The sequence below is a fragment of the Sinorhizobium medicae genome, from assembly GCF_007827695.1.
Classification (GTDB): domain Bacteria; phylum Pseudomonadota; class Alphaproteobacteria; order Rhizobiales; family Rhizobiaceae; genus Sinorhizobium; species Sinorhizobium medicae.
This window is the reverse complement of sequence record NZ_VITA01000013.1, coordinates 26,652-42,039: the sequence shown is the minus strand read 5'-3', so window position 1 is coordinate 42,039 and position 15,388 is coordinate 26,652. Positions and strand designations below refer to the sequence as shown.

At 60.9% G+C, this 15,388-nt stretch carries 16 protein-coding genes and 1 tRNA gene; 7 read left to right on the top strand and 10 right to left on the bottom strand.

What is annotated here, in order from left to right; all coding sequences use genetic code 11:
• Positions 1–8: 8 nt before the first annotated feature.
• From FB009_RS21075 to FB009_RS21055, 5 genes are all read right to left on the bottom strand, one after another.
• Positions 9–1,013: an ABC transporter permease gene (locus tag FB009_RS21075; protein ID WP_011974438.1), complete on the bottom strand. Its 1,005-nt coding sequence runs from the start codon at positions 1,011–1,013 to the stop codon at positions 9–11.
• The gene (locus FB009_RS21070; RefSeq protein ID WP_011974437.1) at positions 1,013–1,993 is read right to left on the bottom strand and encodes an ABC transporter permease; all 981 of its coding nucleotides are present in this window, start codon (positions 1,991–1,993) and stop codon (positions 1,013–1,015) included. The genes FB009_RS21075 and FB009_RS21070 overlap by 1 nt, the downstream gene beginning before the upstream one ends.
• The gene (locus FB009_RS21065; protein WP_011974436.1) at positions 1,990–3,501 is read right to left on the bottom strand and encodes a sugar ABC transporter ATP-binding protein; all 1,512 of its coding nucleotides are present in this window, start codon (positions 3,499–3,501) and stop codon (positions 1,990–1,992) included. Before FB009_RS21065 ends, FB009_RS21070 begins: the two co-directional genes overlap by 4 nt.
• 298 nt (positions 3,502–3,799) lie before the next feature.
• Entirely contained in the window at positions 3,800–4,789 is a 990-nt protein-coding gene (rhaS, locus tag FB009_RS21060) for a rhamnose ABC transporter substrate-binding protein (RefSeq protein ID WP_011974435.1), read from the bottom strand.
• A 112-nt stretch (positions 4,790–4,901) separates the two neighbouring features.
• Positions 4,902–5,714 carry a DeoR/GlpR family DNA-binding transcription regulator gene (locus FB009_RS21055; protein ID WP_011974434.1) on the bottom strand — a complete coding sequence of 271 codons (813 nt, stop codon included), beginning with the start codon at positions 5,712–5,714 and terminating at the stop codon, positions 4,902–4,904.
• 196 nt (positions 5,715–5,910) lie between these two features.
• Here FB009_RS21055 and FB009_RS21050 point away from each other — a divergent pair, with 196 nt between their 5' ends.
• The 6 genes from FB009_RS21050 (at position 5,911) to FB009_RS21025 (ending at position 11,051) form a co-directional block, all read left to right on the top strand.
• Positions 5,911–8,010, top strand: a complete 2,100-nt coding sequence (locus FB009_RS21050) for a bifunctional rhamnulose-1-phosphate aldolase/short-chain dehydrogenase (protein WP_028054058.1) — start codon at positions 5,911–5,913, stop codon at positions 8,008–8,010.
• A 13-nt stretch (positions 8,011–8,023) separates the two neighbouring features.
• Complete coding sequence (gene rhaI, locus FB009_RS21045; protein WP_011974432.1) at positions 8,024–9,316, top strand: L-rhamnose catabolism isomerase; 1,293 nt, start codon at positions 8,024–8,026, stop codon at positions 9,314–9,316.
• A 153-nt stretch (positions 9,317–9,469) separates the two neighbouring features.
• Positions 9,470–9,724 carry a GlsB/YeaQ/YmgE family stress response membrane protein gene (locus FB009_RS21040; protein WP_004435988.1) on the top strand — a complete coding sequence of 85 codons (255 nt, stop codon included), beginning with the start codon at positions 9,470–9,472 and terminating at the stop codon, positions 9,722–9,724.
• Between the two features lie 62 nt (positions 9,725–9,786).
• On the top strand, positions 9,787–9,975 hold the full coding sequence (locus FB009_RS21035) for a hypothetical protein (protein ID WP_011974431.1): 189 nt from the start codon (positions 9,787–9,789) through the stop codon (positions 9,973–9,975).
• A 74-nt stretch (positions 9,976–10,049) separates the two neighbouring features.
• A complete protein-coding gene (locus FB009_RS21030; protein WP_011974430.1) occupies positions 10,050–10,511 on the top strand; it encodes a YbaK/EbsC family protein in 462 nt (153 codons plus the stop codon).
• 150 nt (positions 10,512–10,661) lie between these two features.
• Positions 10,662–11,051 carry a DUF930 domain-containing protein gene (locus FB009_RS21025; RefSeq protein ID WP_127580529.1) on the top strand — a complete coding sequence of 130 codons (390 nt, stop codon included), beginning with the start codon at positions 10,662–10,664 and terminating at the stop codon, positions 11,049–11,051.
• A 353-nt stretch (positions 11,052–11,404) separates the two neighbouring features.
• On the opposite strand, the gene FB009_RS21020 is transcribed toward FB009_RS21025, so the two are convergent.
• The 3 genes from FB009_RS21020 to FB009_RS21010 form a co-directional block, all read right to left on the bottom strand.
• Entirely contained in the window at positions 11,405–11,716 is a 312-nt protein-coding gene (locus FB009_RS21020; protein ID WP_011974428.1) for a hypothetical protein, read from the bottom strand.
• Positions 11,717–11,923: 207 nt separating this feature from the next.
• Complete coding sequence (locus tag FB009_RS21015; protein ID WP_011974427.1) at positions 11,924–13,006, bottom strand: nucleotidyltransferase family protein; 1,083 nt, start codon at positions 13,004–13,006, stop codon at positions 11,924–11,926.
• Positions 12,993–14,093: an HPr kinase gene (locus FB009_RS21010; RefSeq protein ID WP_011974426.1), complete on the bottom strand. Its 1,101-nt coding sequence runs from the start codon at positions 14,091–14,093 to the stop codon at positions 12,993–12,995. The genes FB009_RS21015 and FB009_RS21010 overlap by 14 nt, the downstream gene beginning before the upstream one ends.
• A gap of 261 nt (positions 14,094–14,354) precedes the next feature.
• Between FB009_RS21010 and FB009_RS21005 the strand changes: the two genes are divergently transcribed.
• Positions 14,355–14,552, top strand: coding sequence for a hypothetical protein (locus tag FB009_RS21005; protein WP_018208932.1), 198 nt, complete (start codon positions 14,355–14,357; stop codon positions 14,550–14,552).
• A gap of 327 nt (positions 14,553–14,879) precedes the next feature.
• Here the strand turns inward: FB009_RS21005 and FB009_RS20995 are convergent.
• Positions 14,880–14,955 (bottom strand) — tRNA-Phe (locus FB009_RS20995).
• A gap of 219 nt (positions 14,956–15,174) precedes the next feature.
• Complete coding sequence (gene yacG, locus FB009_RS20990; RefSeq protein WP_011974424.1) at positions 15,175–15,387, bottom strand: DNA gyrase inhibitor YacG; 213 nt, start codon at positions 15,385–15,387, stop codon at positions 15,175–15,177.
• Position 15,388 lies beyond the last annotated feature (1 nt).

Here is a 15,388-nt window from a genome sequence, read left to right as displayed (position 1 = left end):
CTTCCACCTCAATGAACAGGACGGCGGCGGGCACGCTGCCAGAGGATCGGCAGCGCGATGACCGAGATCAGGAGCAGGCCGATGAAGATCGACATGACGATGCCGGGCACGTTCAAAAGGCCGAAGCCGAAGGTGACCATGCCCATGATCAGCGCCGCCAACACGATACCGGGTATCGTGCCGGAGCCGCCGAGAATGCTGACGCCTCCAAGCACCACCATGGTCACGACCTCGAGTTCCCAGCCGAGCGCGATCGATGGGCGTGTAGAGCCGAGCCGCGAGGTGAGGCAGACCGAGGCGAGCCCGGCCAGCAGGCCCGTCAACAGGAAGAGCGTGAATTTGACCCGGGGCACGCGCACGCCGGAGAAGAGCGCGGCCGTCTGATTGTTGCCGATGGCATAGACGGCGCGACCGAAATTCGTTCTGTGGAGAAGAACTCCATAAATGACGGCGAGTACGACGAAGAGAGTGAATTCGAAGGAGAAGACCCACCAGACGTAGCCCTGGCCGAACCAGGCGAAGCTTTCGGGATAACCGGTAAAGGCCTGATCGCCGAGGACGACAAAGGAGAGCCCGCGAAACAGGCTCATGGTGCCGATCGTCACCACGATGGACGGAAGGTCAAGACCGGTGATCAGCACTCCATTGACGAGGCCGCAGAGGAGACCGACGCCGAGCCCGATCGCGACGAGCGCCGGGGTGTCGAAACCGAACTGCACGGCGTAACCCATGGCGGTCGAGGCGAGCGCAATGATGGACGCAACCGACAGGTCGATCTCGCCGGAGATGATCACCAGTGCCATGGCAAAGGCGATCATCGCCTTTTCGGTGAAGTTGAACGTGGCGTCCGAGAGGTTCCAAGGATCGAGGAAATAAGGCGACGCCAGCGAATTGCCGAGGAAGATCACGGCGGCGACCACCACGAGCAGCGCTTCCCAGCTCTTCAGGAGGCGAGCGCCGCGCCCCTCCAGTCGGTCGGGAATGTTGCGGGGAGAGATTTGCGCGTCAGCCATCAGACCGCCTCCGCTTTCTTGAGAATGACCCTGCCCTTGCGCCGCTCGGCGCGGGCATTGACGGCAACCGCGATGATGATGACCGTTCCGGATATCGCCAACTGCGCGAAGGGCGAGATATCGATGACCGGCAGCGCGTTCTTGATCACGCCGAGGAAGAGTGCTCCGAGCACCGCACCAGCCACGGAGCCGATGCCGCCGGCAATCGAAATGCCGCCGATGACGCAGGCCGCGATGATGTCGAGCTCGAATCCGGCGGCGATGTCCACATAGGCGACGGCATAACGCGATACCCAGAGATAACCTGACAGGCCCGCAAGCGTACCCGAGAGACAATAGGCGAAGAAGCGCGTCCGGCCGACATCGATGCCGGTGTAGACGGCCGCATGCGGATTGCCCCCGACGGCATAGAAGGCGCGGCCGAGCGGCGTACGTCCGATGACCAGGAACATCAGCGCTATCATGAGGAAGGAGAGCCAGGAAAGCACCGGCATGCCGGCGACGACCAGCCGCGGCAGCGCCTTGAAGGGGTCGCTCATCTCATGCGCATTGATCCATTTGCCGTTCGTCAAAACGAAGATGAGACCGCGGTAGATCGTCAAAGTCCCTAGGGTCACGACGATCGGCGGAATGTTGAGCTTCCAGACCAGCGTACCGTTGATCGCGCCGAGGAACCCGCCCAGCGCCATGGCGGCAAAAATGATGAGTGGGATCGGCAGGCCGGGGAAGAAATTGTTCAGCATGGCTGCCACCATGCCGCAGAGCGCGAGGTTGGCCGCCATCGACAGGTCGATGCAGCGGGTAAGAATAACCGCCATCTGTCCAAGCGCCAGGATGACGAGGATCGAGGTGTCGTTATAGACGCGCGCGAGATTGGACGGCGCCACGAAAGCCGGGAAGCGCAAGGCGATGATAGCGAGCAGCACCGCAATCGCAACGACGAGCAGGATTTCACGGTTCTTGAGGAGCTTGGCCATCATGCTGCTCCCCCGCCGGCTTGCGTTTCGATGCCCGCGGCAGCCCGCACCAGCTTCTCGGCAGTCAGTTCCGATCGTTCGAACCTTCCGGCGACGCGGCCCTCGCGCATGACGATGACGCGGTCGGACATTCCCATGATCTCCGGGATTTCCGAGGATACCATGATGACGCTCAGGCCCTGGGCGGCGAGTTCGCTCATGAAGGCATGGACGGCAGCCTTGGATCCGATGTCTATGCCTTTGGTCGGCTCGTCGAGGATGATGACCTTCGGCCGGGTGGCGAGCCACTTGGCGATCACCACCTTCTGCTGGTTTCCACCGGACAGCGTGCCGACATCCTGATCGAGCGAGGCGGCGCGCAGGTCGAGACGCGAGGTATATTCGCGTGCCAAGGCGAATTCCTGGGCGAGCCTCAGGAACCCCGAACGCGAGGTCTGCGAGAGCGATGGCAGCGTGATGTTCTGAAAGATCGGCATGCCGATGATCGCCCCCTGCCGCCCGCGCTCTTCCGGCACATAGACGATGCCGGCGCGGATCGCCTCCGCCGGGCTGCGGATAACCAGCACCTCCCCATCGAGCTTGACCGCACCGGCCGACGGCCGGGTGATGCCGATCAGCGACTGCATGAACTCCGAACGTCCCGCGCCGACGAGGCCATAGAAGCCGAGAATCTCGCCGCGCCTGAGCTCGAAGTTGATGTCCTCGAATTCGGTCGGGTGGCGATAACCGGAAACGGTAAGCACCGGCTGACCGATGGCCACCTCCTTCTTCGGGTACACGGAGCCGACCGCGCGGCCGACCATCATGCGGACGAGATCGTCCTGGCTGACATCGGCGATCAGCCCTTCGCCGATCATCGCTCCGTCGCGGAAGACGGTGTAGCGGTCGGCGATGCGGAAGATCTCATCGAATTTGTGACTGATGAAGAGGATGGCCTTGCCGTTGGCCTTGAGCCGTTCGATCAGCGCGTAGAGCTCGTGAATTTCCTTGTGCGACAGAGCGGCCGTCGGCTCGTCCATGATGACGACGCGCGCATCGACCGAGAGCGCCCGGGCGATCGCGACCAGGTGCTTCTTGGCGATGCCGAGGTCGCGGAGGCGGATCGTCGGGTCGAAATCGGCGCCTGCCCGGTTCAACAGGGTCTTGGCGTCGGCGTTGAGCTTCTTCCAGTCGATGAGGCCGAAGCGATTGCGCGGAGCATGACCGAGGAAAATATTCTCCGCGACGGAGAGCTCGTCGAAGAGGACCGTCTCCTGGTGGATCGCGGTCACGCCGGCGCGGGACGCGGCAAGGGCTGTCGGAAATGTCGTCTCCCTGTCAGCGAGCCGGATTGCGCCCGCATCGGGTTGATAAATGCCGGTCAGTATCTTCACGAGGGTCGACTTGCCGGCGCCGTTCTCGCCGACGAGCGCCGTCACCGAGCCCGGATAGAGCGCGAGTGAGACATCGGAAAGCGCGCGCACGCCCGGAAAGGACTTCGATATGCCCTCAAGCGCGATGGCGGGCTTCATCCGCGATGTGGTTGTGTCCTGCAACAAGAGTGGGTCCACCAATATCTCGGTCGTTTCAAGGAGCCGTGCCGTCACCGCGAGAACGAAGGGTGTAAAAACCTCTCCGTCCGCTGCCGCCCCTCATCCCGCTGCCGCGACCTTCTCCCCGCAGGCGGGGAGAAGGGGCTTGCTGCGCCCGCTCGCTCCTCGGTAGGGGCGCGGTGACGGCGGGTTCAGGTGGCGCCGCTTGTGTCCCTCTCCCCGTAGAACGGGAAGGTGGCCGGCAGGCCGGATGAGGGGGCAAACGCCCCCCCGCCGATCAGAAGATCTTCGCGAATTCCTCGACGTTCGAAGCATCATAGACGAACGGGTCGGCCATGGCGCCTTCATTGTTTTCGTCGAGCTTGACGGCTCCCATGCGGCCCATCTTGAGTTCCGCGCCGGGCTTGGCTTCGGCACCGTTGATGAGCTCATAGGCGATCATCGTTGCCGAATAACCGAGGTCGATCGGGTTCCAGATGGCGAAGGATTTCGAGGCACCGGACTTCACATGCCCTGCCATCTCCGAGGGAAGGCCGAGGCCCGTGACGTTGATCTGACCGATCTTGCCGGCGTCGGTCACGGCCTGCGCCGCGGCGACGATGCCGACGGATGTCGGGGCAATGATGGCCTTCAGGTTCGGATGGGACTGGATGAGCCCCTGGGTCTCGCGATAGGACTTGTCCGCTAGGTCGTCGCCATAGACGGTAGCGACCACATTGATGCCCTTGTAGTTGCCCTGGACCTTCTTCATTTCGGCGATCCAGGTGTTCTGGTTGGTCGCTGTTGCCGAGGCCGAAAGCACCGCGACATCGCCGCCCTCGGGCAGATTGTCGGCAGCGAGCTTGATGATCATGTTGCCGATCAGCGGGCTTGATGACGGGTTGAGATGCATCATGCGGCCTTCCTTGGCCACGCCCGAATCCCAGGAGATGACCTTGATGCCGCGGTCCATCGCCTTCTTCAGCGCCGGAACGAGCGCGTCGGTGTCGTTGGCCGACACGGCGATGGCATCGACTTTCTGAGCGATCAGCGAGTTGATCACTTCGATCTGGCCTTCCGCGGTCGTCGAGGTTGGGCCGGTATAGATGATCTCGACGTCACCGAGTTCTTTCGCCGCCTCCTGCGCACCCTTGTTGGCGGCTTCGAAGAAGCCGATGCCCAGTGCCTTGACGACAAGCGCTATCTTCTTGTTTTCCGCATGCGCTGCATTGGCCATCAGCGCCGCGGTAACGGCGGCCGTCACCATCAATGATTTCAGTATTTTCATCGTTTTCTTCCTCCCATGGGCCCGCATCCGGAGTGGCTGCGTCTTCCTGCCCGAACAATCATTTCCCGATCTTCATCCGGAAGCTCGGGACATCAGCTCCTCCGCCCATTCCTCATGCGGATGTCGAAGCCTTTTCGGCATCGGCCCTAGCGCTCTGAGCGGCGACGATCAGGCTGACGCCGGCATTTTCAAGCATCGAGGCATGACGGTCCTCGATGCCCGCGTCCGTGATGACGGTGGCGATGCGCTTGAGGCCACACAGAATGAGACTCGAGCGCCTGTGAAACTTCGAGGAGTCGACGAGCACGACGAGATCGTCGGCCTGGTCGATAAGCTTCTGCTCGGCCTGGATCAGCAGGGGATCTGCTTCCATCAGCCCGAGAGGCCCGAGCCCCTGCGCCCCCATGAACATGCGCCGCGCATAGAAGTTGCGCGTCACGTCATTTTCGAAAGGGCTCAATATGATGTTCTGCTCGCGATAGATCGTCCCGCCCGACAACATGACGGTGTTCTTGGAATGCTTGAGCAGGTGTTCGGCGATCGGAAATGAATTGGTGAAGACCTGCATCCGGCGATTGGCGAGGAAATGAACCATTTGAAATGTCGTCGTGCCGCCATTGATGATGATCGGTTCGCCGTCCTGACAAAGCGCCACCGCTTCCCGGGCAATCGCCTGTTTCTCCCGCGCATGCAAACCTTCGTTCACTCTGAAGGGCCGGCCGGCAAGGCCGACGAACTGCGGCGGGTTGATCGCCTCGGCGCCGCCCCTGACGCGTCGCAGGCGCTTCTGCACATGCAGCGCCGCAATGTCCCGGCGGATCGTCGCCTCCGAGCTGCCGGTGAGATCGACGAGTTCAGGCACGGTCGCGACCGGTTTTTCCTGTACGGCCGACAGGATGATCCTATGTCTTTCTTTCTCGTGCATGCGCTCCTCCGATGCTCCGCATGCTTCCATCACTCCCGAGCATTGTCAATCACAAACAATCATGTTTTTTCATTGTGCGGTGCATCATGAGGGTTTTTGATCGTTTTTGATTGACACGCGCGTCTTCAGCGTGTGATCTGATGCCGATCATCAGCTGCCCATGTGGCGGCGGCCAGCTCAGCGGGAGGAGTTTGACATGCTCGGCAAGCAACAGGGCGCGCGCCTTGCCAATCTTTGGGACGACGGCAAGGCGGCAGGAATGACCGAGCCTGAAAGGCTCCTCTATCGCTCGAACCTGCTCGGATCTGACAAGAGGATCACCAATTACGGCGGCGGCAACACCTCGGCCAAGGTCATGGAAAAGGATCCGTTGACGGGCGAGATGGTCGAGGTCCTCTGGGTCAAGGGCTCCGGCGGCGACGTCGGCACGATCAAGATGGACGGCTTCGCCACCCTCTATATGGACAAGCTGCGGGCCCTCGAGGGCATCTATCGCGGGGTCGAATTCGAAGACGAGATGTTCGGGTATCTGCCGCATTGCACCTTCAATCTCAACCCGCGCGCCGCTTCGATCGACACGCCGCTGCATGCCTATGTTCCGAAGGTGCATGTCGACCACATGCATCCGGATGCGATCATTGCCATCGCCGCCTCGAAGAACAGCAAGGAACTGACGAGCAAGATATTCGGAACTGAGATCGGCTGGCTGCCGTGGAAACGGCCCGGCTACGAACTCGGTCTCTGGCTTGAAAGATTCTGCCGTGAGAACCCGGAAGCGCGCGGCGTCGTGCTCGAAAGCCACGGCCTCTTCACCTGGGGCGACACGGCCAAGCAGGCCTACGAGACGACGATCGAAATCATCAATCGCGCCATTGCCTGGTTCGAGACGGAAAACACGGGTCCGGCCTTCGGTGGACCGGCGAAACCGGCGCTCGCCGGCGGTGAACGCGTCGCCATCGCCAGGAAACTGATGCCTGTCATCCGCGGTCTCATCAGCGGAGCGGAAAGCAAGGTCGGGCACTTCGACGACAGCGAGGCCGTGCTCGATTTCGTAACCTCTACAAATCTGGAGCCGTTGGCAGCACTCGGCACCAGTTGCCCCGATCACTTCCTGCGCACCAAGATCCGCCCGCTGATCGTCGACTTCGACCCGGCCCAGCCGGACCTCGAAAAGACGCTTGCGGGCCTGCCCGAGGCGATCGCGACCTATCGCGCCGATTACGCGGCCTATTACGACCGCTGCAAGCGCGCCGACAGCCCGGCGATCCGTGATCCGAACGCCGTCGTCTATCTCCTGCCGGGCGTCGGCATGATCACCTTCGCCAAGGACAAGGCGACGGCGCGCATCTCCGCGGAGTTCTACGTCAACGCCATCAATGTCATGCGCGGCGCGTCCGGCGTCTCGACCTATGTCGGCCTGCCGGAGCAGGAAGCTTTCGACATCGAATACTGGCTGCTCGAAGAAGCCAAGCTTCAGCGCATGCCGAAGCCGAAGAGCCTTGCCGGGCGCATCGCTCTCGTCACCGGCGGCGCCGGCGGCATAGGCAAGGCGACAGCCAACCGGCTGATGCAGGAAGGCGCCTGCGTCGTGCTTGCAGATATCGACGAAACGGCGCTCGAGGCTGCGCAGAACGAGCTTTCGAACCGCTATGGCAAGGATTTCGTCCGCTCCGTCAACATGAACGTCACCGATGAGGCGGCCGTCGCGTCGGGTTTCGGCGACGCGCTCCTGGCCTTCGGCGGTCTCGATATTCTCGTCTCCAATGCGGGTCTCGCGACGTCGGCTGCTGTCGAGGACACCACGCTGGCGCTCTGGAACAAGAATATGGACATTCTCGCGACGGGCTATTTCCTGGTCTCGCGCGAGGCTTTCCGCATCTTCCGCAACCAGAAGACCGGCGGAAATGTCGTCTTCGTCGCTTCGAAGAACGGGCTTGCGGCCTCGCCCGGAGCTTCTGCCTATTGCACTGCCAAAGCGGCCGAAATCCACCTCGCCCGCTGCCTGGCGCTCGAGGGGGCTTCGGCGCAGATTCGCGTCAACGTGGTCAATCCCGACGCGGTACTGCGCGGTTCCAAGATCTGGACCGGCGAATGGAAGGAACAGCGCGCCGCCGCCTACAATATGGACGTCGATGAACTGGAGGCGCATTACCGCGAGCGCTCCATGCTGAAGCTCAGCGTATTCCCGGAAGATATCGCCGAGGCAATCTACTTCCTTGCTTCCGACATGTCGGCGAAGTCCACCGGTAACATCGTCAATGTCGACGCGGGCAATGCCCAGTCGTTCACGCGCTGAGGAGAAGGCTCCGATGACCCCGATAATCAGCACATCCGTCCTCGACGCCGATAACGCGGCCCGGCGCGATGCCCTCGGCCGGGACTACGAAAGCCTGGGCGAGCGGCTGTCCCGCCGCGGCATCGATATCGACGCCGTGAAAAACAAGGTGGCGGCCTACGGCGTTGCGGTTCCCTCGTGGGGTGTGGGTAGCGGCGGCACGCGTTTTGCCCGCTTTCCCGGAGCAGGCGAGCCGCGCAACATCTTCGACAAGCTTGAGGATTGCGCCGTCATCCACCAATTGACGCGGGCGACGCCCGCCGTATCGCTTCACATCCCCTGGGACAAGGTCTCTGACCTCAAGGAGCTGAAGGAGAAGGGCACCGCCCTCGGCTTGACCTTCGACGCGATGAACTCGAACACCTTCTCGGACGCCCCAGGTCAGGCACATTCCTACAAGTTCGGCTCTCTGTCCCACACGGATGCCGCGACCCGCCGCCAGGCGATCGAGCACAATCTCGAATGCATCGAGATCGGCACGGCGCTCGGCTCCAGGGCCTTGACGGTCTGGATCGGCGACGGCTCCAATTTCCCCGGGCAGAGCCACTTCACCCGGACCTTCGAGCGCTATCTGGACTCGATGAAGGCTGTCTACGCGGGGCTTCCGAATGACTGGCGCGTGTTCACCGAACACAAGATGTTCGAACCTGCCTTCTACTCTACGGTCGTGCAGGACTGGGGAACGAACTACCTGATCGCCCGGGAACTCGGACCCAAGGCCTTCTGCCTCGTCGACCTCGGGCACCATGCACCGAACGTCAATATCGAGATGATCGTCGCCCGGCTCATCCAGTTCAAAAAGCTCGGCGGCTTTCACTTCAACGATTCCAAATACGGCGACGACGATCTCGACACCGGCTCGATCGACCCCTATCGCCTTTTCCTCGTCTTCAACGAACTCGTCGATGCCGAGGCACGCGCGGCGGATGGTTTCGACCCCGCGCACATGCTCGATCAGAGCCACAACGTCACGGATCCGATCGAAAGCCTGATGACAAGCGCCATGGAGGTCGGCCGCGCCTATGCGCAGGCGCTCATCGTCGATCGTTCGGCACTTGCAGGGTTCCAGGAAGACAACGATGCGCTAATGGCATCCGAAACGTTGAAGGCCGCGTTCCGGACGGATGTCGAGCCGATCCTTTCCATGGCCCGTCTCGAAAACGGCGGCGCCATCGCGCCGGTTGCGGCATACCGGGCAAGCGGCTATCGCGCCCGGGTAGCGGCCGAGCGGCCGGCGGTCGCAGGCGGAGGCGGCGGTATAGTCTGATCCGGCAGCATTCGCCCCTCTCCTCGGGTTACCCCTTGCAGAGGGGCCGCTCCGATCACGGCGGGAAAATCAACGCATGATTGAAATACCCCCTGTCCGATTCCGAAACATGGTCTATCCTCTCCTTCGAAATGCATAGAGAGGGACTGATTCATGGGTATCGAAAGCATTCTGGTGTTCCTGATTGTCGGCGCGGTTGCCGGCTGGCTTGCCGGGCTGATCGTCAGCGGGGGCGGCTTCGGTCTGCTCGGGAATATCGTCATCGGCATCGTCGGCGCCTTCATTGCCGGCCTTCTTTTTCCGGCCATCGGCATCAGTATCGGTACCGGCATCTTTTCCGCCATCATTCATTCGACGATCGGAGCGGTGATCCTTCTGGTACTGATTCGCGTTGTTAAACAGGCCTGATGCGCGCGGCCGGTCCGCGGCAGCGCGGACCGGCTATCGCAAGTCAACGGGCGGAGGCATAAATGACCGGATGCTATGCGGAAAAGATCGAGAACGCGCTCAAGTCCTACATCGCGGACCACCCCGGTACCCTGACCCGCGAACAGGCTATCTCCACCATCCTCGAAAACTGGTTCGCAAGTCATGGCTACCTGCCATCGCGGCAAGAGGGGCTGCGTCCCGAGGATCTTGACGCTTCAAACGACGATTGAGGCGTGTCGCTCCTTAAGCGACGTCGCCTCATTCGTCGTCAAAGACATTCTTCACCCACAACCATAGTGCCAGAATGAGCCTCGCTTCCGTCAAACAGTTCTTTTCCCAACACGCACCGGACATTGCCGTCATCGAGCTCGAACAGAGCACCGCCACCGTGGCGCTGGCGGCGCAGGGCCATGGCGTCGAGCCGGCGCAGATCGCCAAGACGCTCGCACTTAAGGTCGGCGACGAAGTCATCCTGATCGTCACGCGCGGAGACGCGCGTCTGGACAACAAGAAATACAAGGCGCGGTTCGGGACCAAGGCGCGCATGCTGGACTTTGGCGAGGTCGAGACGGAAACCGGCCATCCGGTCGGCGGAGTCTGCCCCTTCGGTCTTGCAAAACCCCACAGCATCTATTGTGACGAGTCTCTCAAGTCGTTCGACGTGGTGGTGCCCGCTGCCGGTGCGACCAATGCGGCCGTCCATATCAGCCCGGCGCGCATGGCCGAGCTGACCGGCGCGGAATGGATCGACGTCTCGGCAGTTTGAGGTCTCCAACACCGGATGCTTGACCCGAGGCAGAGCTTGGAACAGCTGCCTTGGAATGGCCACATAGTTTAACTGAATGCTGACAGCACCCGCGCAGCAGCCCGATGAGTCGGAATGCCGCCGCGCTGTAGATCTGGAGTGGTATGGAGAATGAAAGCACTCGCATGCGCCTTTACCCTGGCCACATTGGCGGCGTACCCGACGCAAGCGATGGACCGGTCCCTCGTCCGGCAATTCGAGAAGCTTGATCCCCAGACGCGGCTGGAGCAGCGTTGCGACACGGAGGCGATGGAGCGGATCGGCGCCGACAAGAATCGGTTCGAGCCGGACAAGGTCATTGCCTATGCCTTCGCCGATCCCGTCATGAAAGGCGACAAGATGAAGGCGACGGGCGCGGTATTCCGAAGCAAGGGCGACTGGTACAAACTGGCATTCAGGTGCAAGACGGATTCCGAGCACCTCGAGGTGCTGTCCTTCGAATACAAGATCGGCGAACGTGTGCCCCGGGAGAAGTGGGACCAGTTCTACCTTTATCCGTGAGCGAGCCAGCGGCATCCCTCTCCAGACTATCAGAACCTAAAGGCCTAAAAACAAATGGCTAGAGAGATTCCGCGATTCGGAGAACAGCGGAGATGCTCTAAAGGACCGCCATCAGGAACACGACGGATCCGAGCGACAGTGCAGCGATGATGGTCATCAGCACCTTCATCATGTGTTCCGTCATGTCGTACATCCTACCCGACTCCCCAGGAAGACGAATGCCGCACCTGCGCCAGGTCCGACGGGCCAGTTGACCCGTCCTCATCGGCGTCAAGAATTTTGTAGCAAAGTGGTTAACAAACCATCACTTCCATCAGCGGCTTGCTCCGCCCATAACTCCGCAAGGCGCGCGATCAACGCAGGACGCCGCCTGACTTCGAACCGCTCTGCGACTGCCCGCCTCCCGGGCCGCCCTGGGAAACGCCGCCGCCATGCCCGCTACCGGGATTTGTTCCGTCCGGCCCGTTGCCGTAGCCGTTATTGCCCTTCGCACCGCCACCACCGCCGCCACCCGACTTGGCGATCGCATTCGAGGTGAGGCTCGTGGAAAGCAGCATGGTGACGGCCGGCGGGGTCACGATCGCAAAGCGCCCACAGCTTTTCAGGAACTCACGACGGTCTTCGTCACTGCGCGACGGCAGCTCTTCTGGCATTTCGGAATTCATGAAAGACTCCCATGCGCGTTGACTATCTCGCCGAATGGTACAACAACATTCGATCCATACATAGTGTTACATTTGGGCTCTTCCCTGCAATATAGAATATTCGATAATCAAAATTGATTAATCACAAGACGCTACAAGGAATAATTCGCCTTATCTTTCGTACGATACAAAGACGCATGGTATTTTCACTTTGAAATATTGATGTGGCTAGATCTTTCCGGACGCCCTCGGGCGGAATACGCGTCGCAGCTCGCGGATCTTGCGACCCGCCTCCTGACGCCGCGACGGATATGGCTCACCGCCGTACCGGTCCCAGGACCGGTAGTGGGAAAGCTCGCTCAGGAGCGTGAAAACCGTGGAGGGGACGAAAAGATAATCCCTTCCGAGCTGGACCCATCGCCTTTGCAATTGAAACCGCGGCAGCTTCCCGGCGGACAAATCGGGAGCACCATTTATCCCGAACAATTTGTCAGCCGTCAGGATTTGTGTCTCAACCGCATTTCTCTCGTATCCTCTGGCGAAAAGCGACATCAACTGCTTCCAGTCGACATCTTCCGAAGCTGCGAGCTTCGACAGATCGAGAAGGTGTCGCAGATCGATCAGGCCGCGCCAGTAGTCCCCGTCCTGGAACTGATCGTGCAAGATCAGGAAAACAATCTGGGCAAAAGCCGACGGTATATGGAACTTTCCTCCATCAAGGTCGACCTTGCGGCTGTGCCCGTCCAGCCATTCCATGTCACTGAAGGAGGCTGGGCCCTTCGGCCGGCATTGAAGGTCGATACTTCCCGCATCCGTCGGGCGCTCCAGCACGGCGGGCAGGTGAAACTTGCGGTTGCCCGGCCAGGACCCGTTGCCCCCGGCAAGCCGAACCTCGTATCCGATGTCCTTCAACGCGCCGATCGATGAGACCATATCGGCGGGGCGGACGAGAATGTCCAGGTCCGTCAGCATCCGCGCTCCGATTTCGTCCATTTTCTGAGAGATCAGGATTGCCGCGCCCTTCATCAGGACGGGCTCGACGCCGATGCGATTGAGACAAGATGCCGCCTCCGTCAGCTGCGCCAGCAATCTGCGATTGCGCTGCGCATTTCTGTCGTAGATCAGCGATAGGTATTGGCGGACATCCTCTGGTATGTCATCCGCGTATTTTCTCGCCGCGACCGCCAGGGAAGCAACCGTCAGGCTTTCATTCGCAAGTGCGATGACCTGCTCCCAATCGACGCCGGTCGGAGGCCTGCCATTGAGGCAGGATGCAAGCGCAAGAAGATTTCCGGAGCTACGCGCCTTCATGATGGCTGCTCAGCATCTCTACGGCCTCATCCAGCCGCGTATAGGATAGCTCGATGGCGCTGGCGCCGCGGACAGCACTCAGCAAAGCGTCGAATTGCGGCAGACCGAGCCCGCGTGCCGGAGTGAAAGCGCCGCGAAAGAGTTCCGACAGAACCCGCGCCGGCTCGACGGCGGCAATTGCCGCCCGTCCCTTGCGGCGGCGCAGAAGCACGATAGTGCCGAGCTTGACGGGATCGTCGGATGCGAAGGGGATCGACGCGAGATAGCGGACATGTCTGTTGTCGAGGCGACGGTGGACCGGCGCCGCCTCGACCGAAGCGCGCATGTTTTCGAGAAGGCGCCAGGAGCCGCGCTTCAGGGCGGGTGCAAAGGGCACGCCCTGAAGCAGGCCGTCTGGCCTCATCAGCGTGATATCGTCACCGCCGCAGGCAAAGCCTGCTTCGAGGAGCGCAAGCGTTAGCGTCGATTTGCCCGCCCCGGGCGCGCCGCAAATCAGAAGGCCCTTTGCGTTCCTGACCAGAAGAGCGGCGTGAAGCGCGACGTCAGGGCCGAGGCTTGCCAGCACATCCTCCGTCAGCAGCGCTTTCAGCACCGGCGCCACCTCTTCAACCCGGACGATTCGGCCTGGGGAACGGTTGCGGCTGATGCACGCTTGGCTGCCGAACCTTGCCACGCCATAGGAGACGGAAGGCTTGAGGCCCGGTGATGCCAGATGACCGAATATGGGCAGGAGAAGATCGAGGAGCCCTTTGTCGTGATAGGCTATCGAGGCGGCAGCTCCCTGTAAATCAAGCACATGCGTGTGCAGCGGCTCCCCCTCCTCGGCGTCGAAGGCAATCTCCAGCAGACCATGGCGGCACCAGTAGTGAAGATATTCCCGCACCGATCTCCGGGCCTCGGCCCGTTCGGCGCCACGCGCGACGAGATCGACTTCGAGCTGGCGCTGAGACGCAGGCACGGCGAGCACGCAGGTGAGATAGGCCGTGAGATCATCGACCTCAAAAATCTGCTGCGACGCTTCAACGAAAATAGTCTTGCGTTGTCCAAGCAGAAAAAATCGTGCCCCATCGGAGACGCGGAACTTCATCCCAACCTCGCCTCACAGATTCCTTACTTGTGATCGAAAATATACGCTCCCGCCAGCCCCATTGGCGCGTTTTAACGCTGAGTACTCCAATGGATACTGCTAAAGATATATTATTCGCCGATGAAATAAACAGCTTGGGTGAGAGCCAGTTTTCCTCGTTCCGCTTCGCGGCACAGGCCGGCATTGTAGGCGGCAGAACTTTACATATCTCTTAAGTTGTATTGGATTGCAGGACAACTCGGCTGCAACAGGGAATTGGCAATGGGCTCCTTCAGTATATGGCATTGGCTGATGGTGATCGTTTGGTTACTGGCGGTCGGCTTGCCACTCTCCAAAATCCTCAAGCGGATCGGTTTTTCCGGGTGGTGGGCGATTCTTGCATTCATCCCGCTCGCGAACATCATAGGACTATGGGTTCTGGCGGTCACCGCCTGGCCGAAAGAGGCTCGGAACGGATGATCGGGGCTTCATGGGGTCGATCGCAGAAAGCACCATAGGGCCGCCGCGAGCATCATCTGGCCCATGACCCTCAGCACCCTGTGCTCGCCGCCGTTCGATCCGGGTGCACAGGATTCTTGATCATGCTCCTAGCCAGACCTCGGTGATGATCCACAATCCCAACTTCCGCCGGACCCTGATCGGTCCACACGAAACAGATACGTCTTCCCTGTCTCCGGACAAGGCTCCAAGGCGCGGCCGTTTTCCGCCCCAAGCGCCAAAACAAAGGGTTCCGACGGAACAGGAGAAAATCAAGAGAGCTTCAAGCATTTCAATGAACTAGGTGAATGGTGCCCGGAGGCGGATTTGAACCACCGACACGCGGATTTTCAATCCGCTGCTCTACCAACTGAGCTATCCGGGCATCCTGCCTTGACGGCGGCAGTTCCCTTTTGGAAACCGCTGGGGCGTGTCGTTCGCCCCGGAAGCGAGCGGGGTTATAACATCTTGTTCGGCCGTGTCCAGCACCAAATGACACTTTTTCGAAGGAATTTAGCTGCTGATGGGAATGACGCGAAAGTTGAAGAAATTCAGAAGGATCAAGGCAACGGATGGCGGGCAAGCCCGCATGAGGGCCGCGTTCCTACCGCTCGTCTTCGTCGTCGGCCTTCGACTCGTCGTCGGCAACCGGGATGGCGTAGGAACCGGATAGCCAGCGATTGAGGTCGACGTTCCGGCATCGCTCGGAGCAGAAGGGATAATGCTCGCGCACGGACGGCCGCCCGCATTCCGCACAGGGCCGCGTTGCGCGCAAGGGTTCTACGTTCGAAGCGTTTTTCTTGCCTCCGCCGCGCATC

Coding starts and splice junctions, on each gene's coding strand:
- FB009_RS21025 (WP_127580529.1), top strand. CDS start 10,662: ATGAAAGCACTCGCATGCGCCTTTACCCTGGCCACATTGGCGGCGTAC.
- FB009_RS21015 (WP_011974427.1), bottom strand. CDS start 13,006: ATGAAGGCGCGTAGCTCCGGAAATCTTCTTGCGCTTGCATCCTGCCTC.
- FB009_RS21070 (WP_011974437.1), bottom strand. CDS start 1,993: ATGATGGCCAAGCTCCTCAAGAACCGTGAAATCCTGCTCGTCGTTGCG.
- FB009_RS21010 (WP_011974426.1), bottom strand. CDS start 14,093: ATGAAGTTCCGCGTCTCCGATGGGGCACGATTTTTTCTGCTTGGACAA.
- FB009_RS21020 (WP_011974428.1), bottom strand. CDS start 11,716: ATGAATTCCGAAATGCCAGAAGAGCTGCCGTCGCGCAGTGACGAAGAC.
- FB009_RS21005 (WP_018208932.1), top strand. CDS start 14,355: ATGGGCTCCTTCAGTATATGGCATTGGCTGATGGTGATCGTTTGGTTA.
- FB009_RS21055 (WP_011974434.1), bottom strand. CDS start 5,714: ATGCACGAGAAAGAAAGACATAGGATCATCCTGTCGGCCGTACAGGAA.
- FB009_RS21050 (WP_028054058.1), top strand. CDS start 5,911: ATGCTCGGCAAGCAACAGGGCGCGCGCCTTGCCAATCTTTGGGACGAC.
- FB009_RS21030 (WP_011974430.1), top strand. CDS start 10,050: ATGAGCCTCGCTTCCGTCAAACAGTTCTTTTCCCAACACGCACCGGAC.
- FB009_RS21040 (WP_004435988.1), top strand. CDS start 9,470: ATGGGTATCGAAAGCATTCTGGTGTTCCTGATTGTCGGCGCGGTTGCC.
- FB009_RS21035 (WP_011974431.1), top strand. CDS start 9,787: ATGACCGGATGCTATGCGGAAAAGATCGAGAACGCGCTCAAGTCCTAC.
- rhaI (WP_011974432.1), top strand. CDS start 8,024: ATGACCCCGATAATCAGCACATCCGTCCTCGACGCCGATAACGCGGCC.
- yacG (WP_011974424.1), bottom strand. CDS start 15,387: ATGCGCGGCGGAGGCAAGAAAAACGCTTCGAACGTAGAACCCTTGCGC.
- rhaS (WP_011974435.1), bottom strand. CDS start 4,789: ATGAAAATACTGAAATCATTGATGGTGACGGCCGCCGTTACCGCGGCG.
- FB009_RS21065 (WP_011974436.1), bottom strand. CDS start 3,501: ATGAAGCCCGCCATCGCGCTTGAGGGCATATCGAAGTCCTTTCCGGGC.
- FB009_RS21075 (WP_011974438.1), bottom strand. CDS start 1,013: ATGGCTGACGCGCAAATCTCTCCCCGCAACATTCCCGACCGACTGGAG.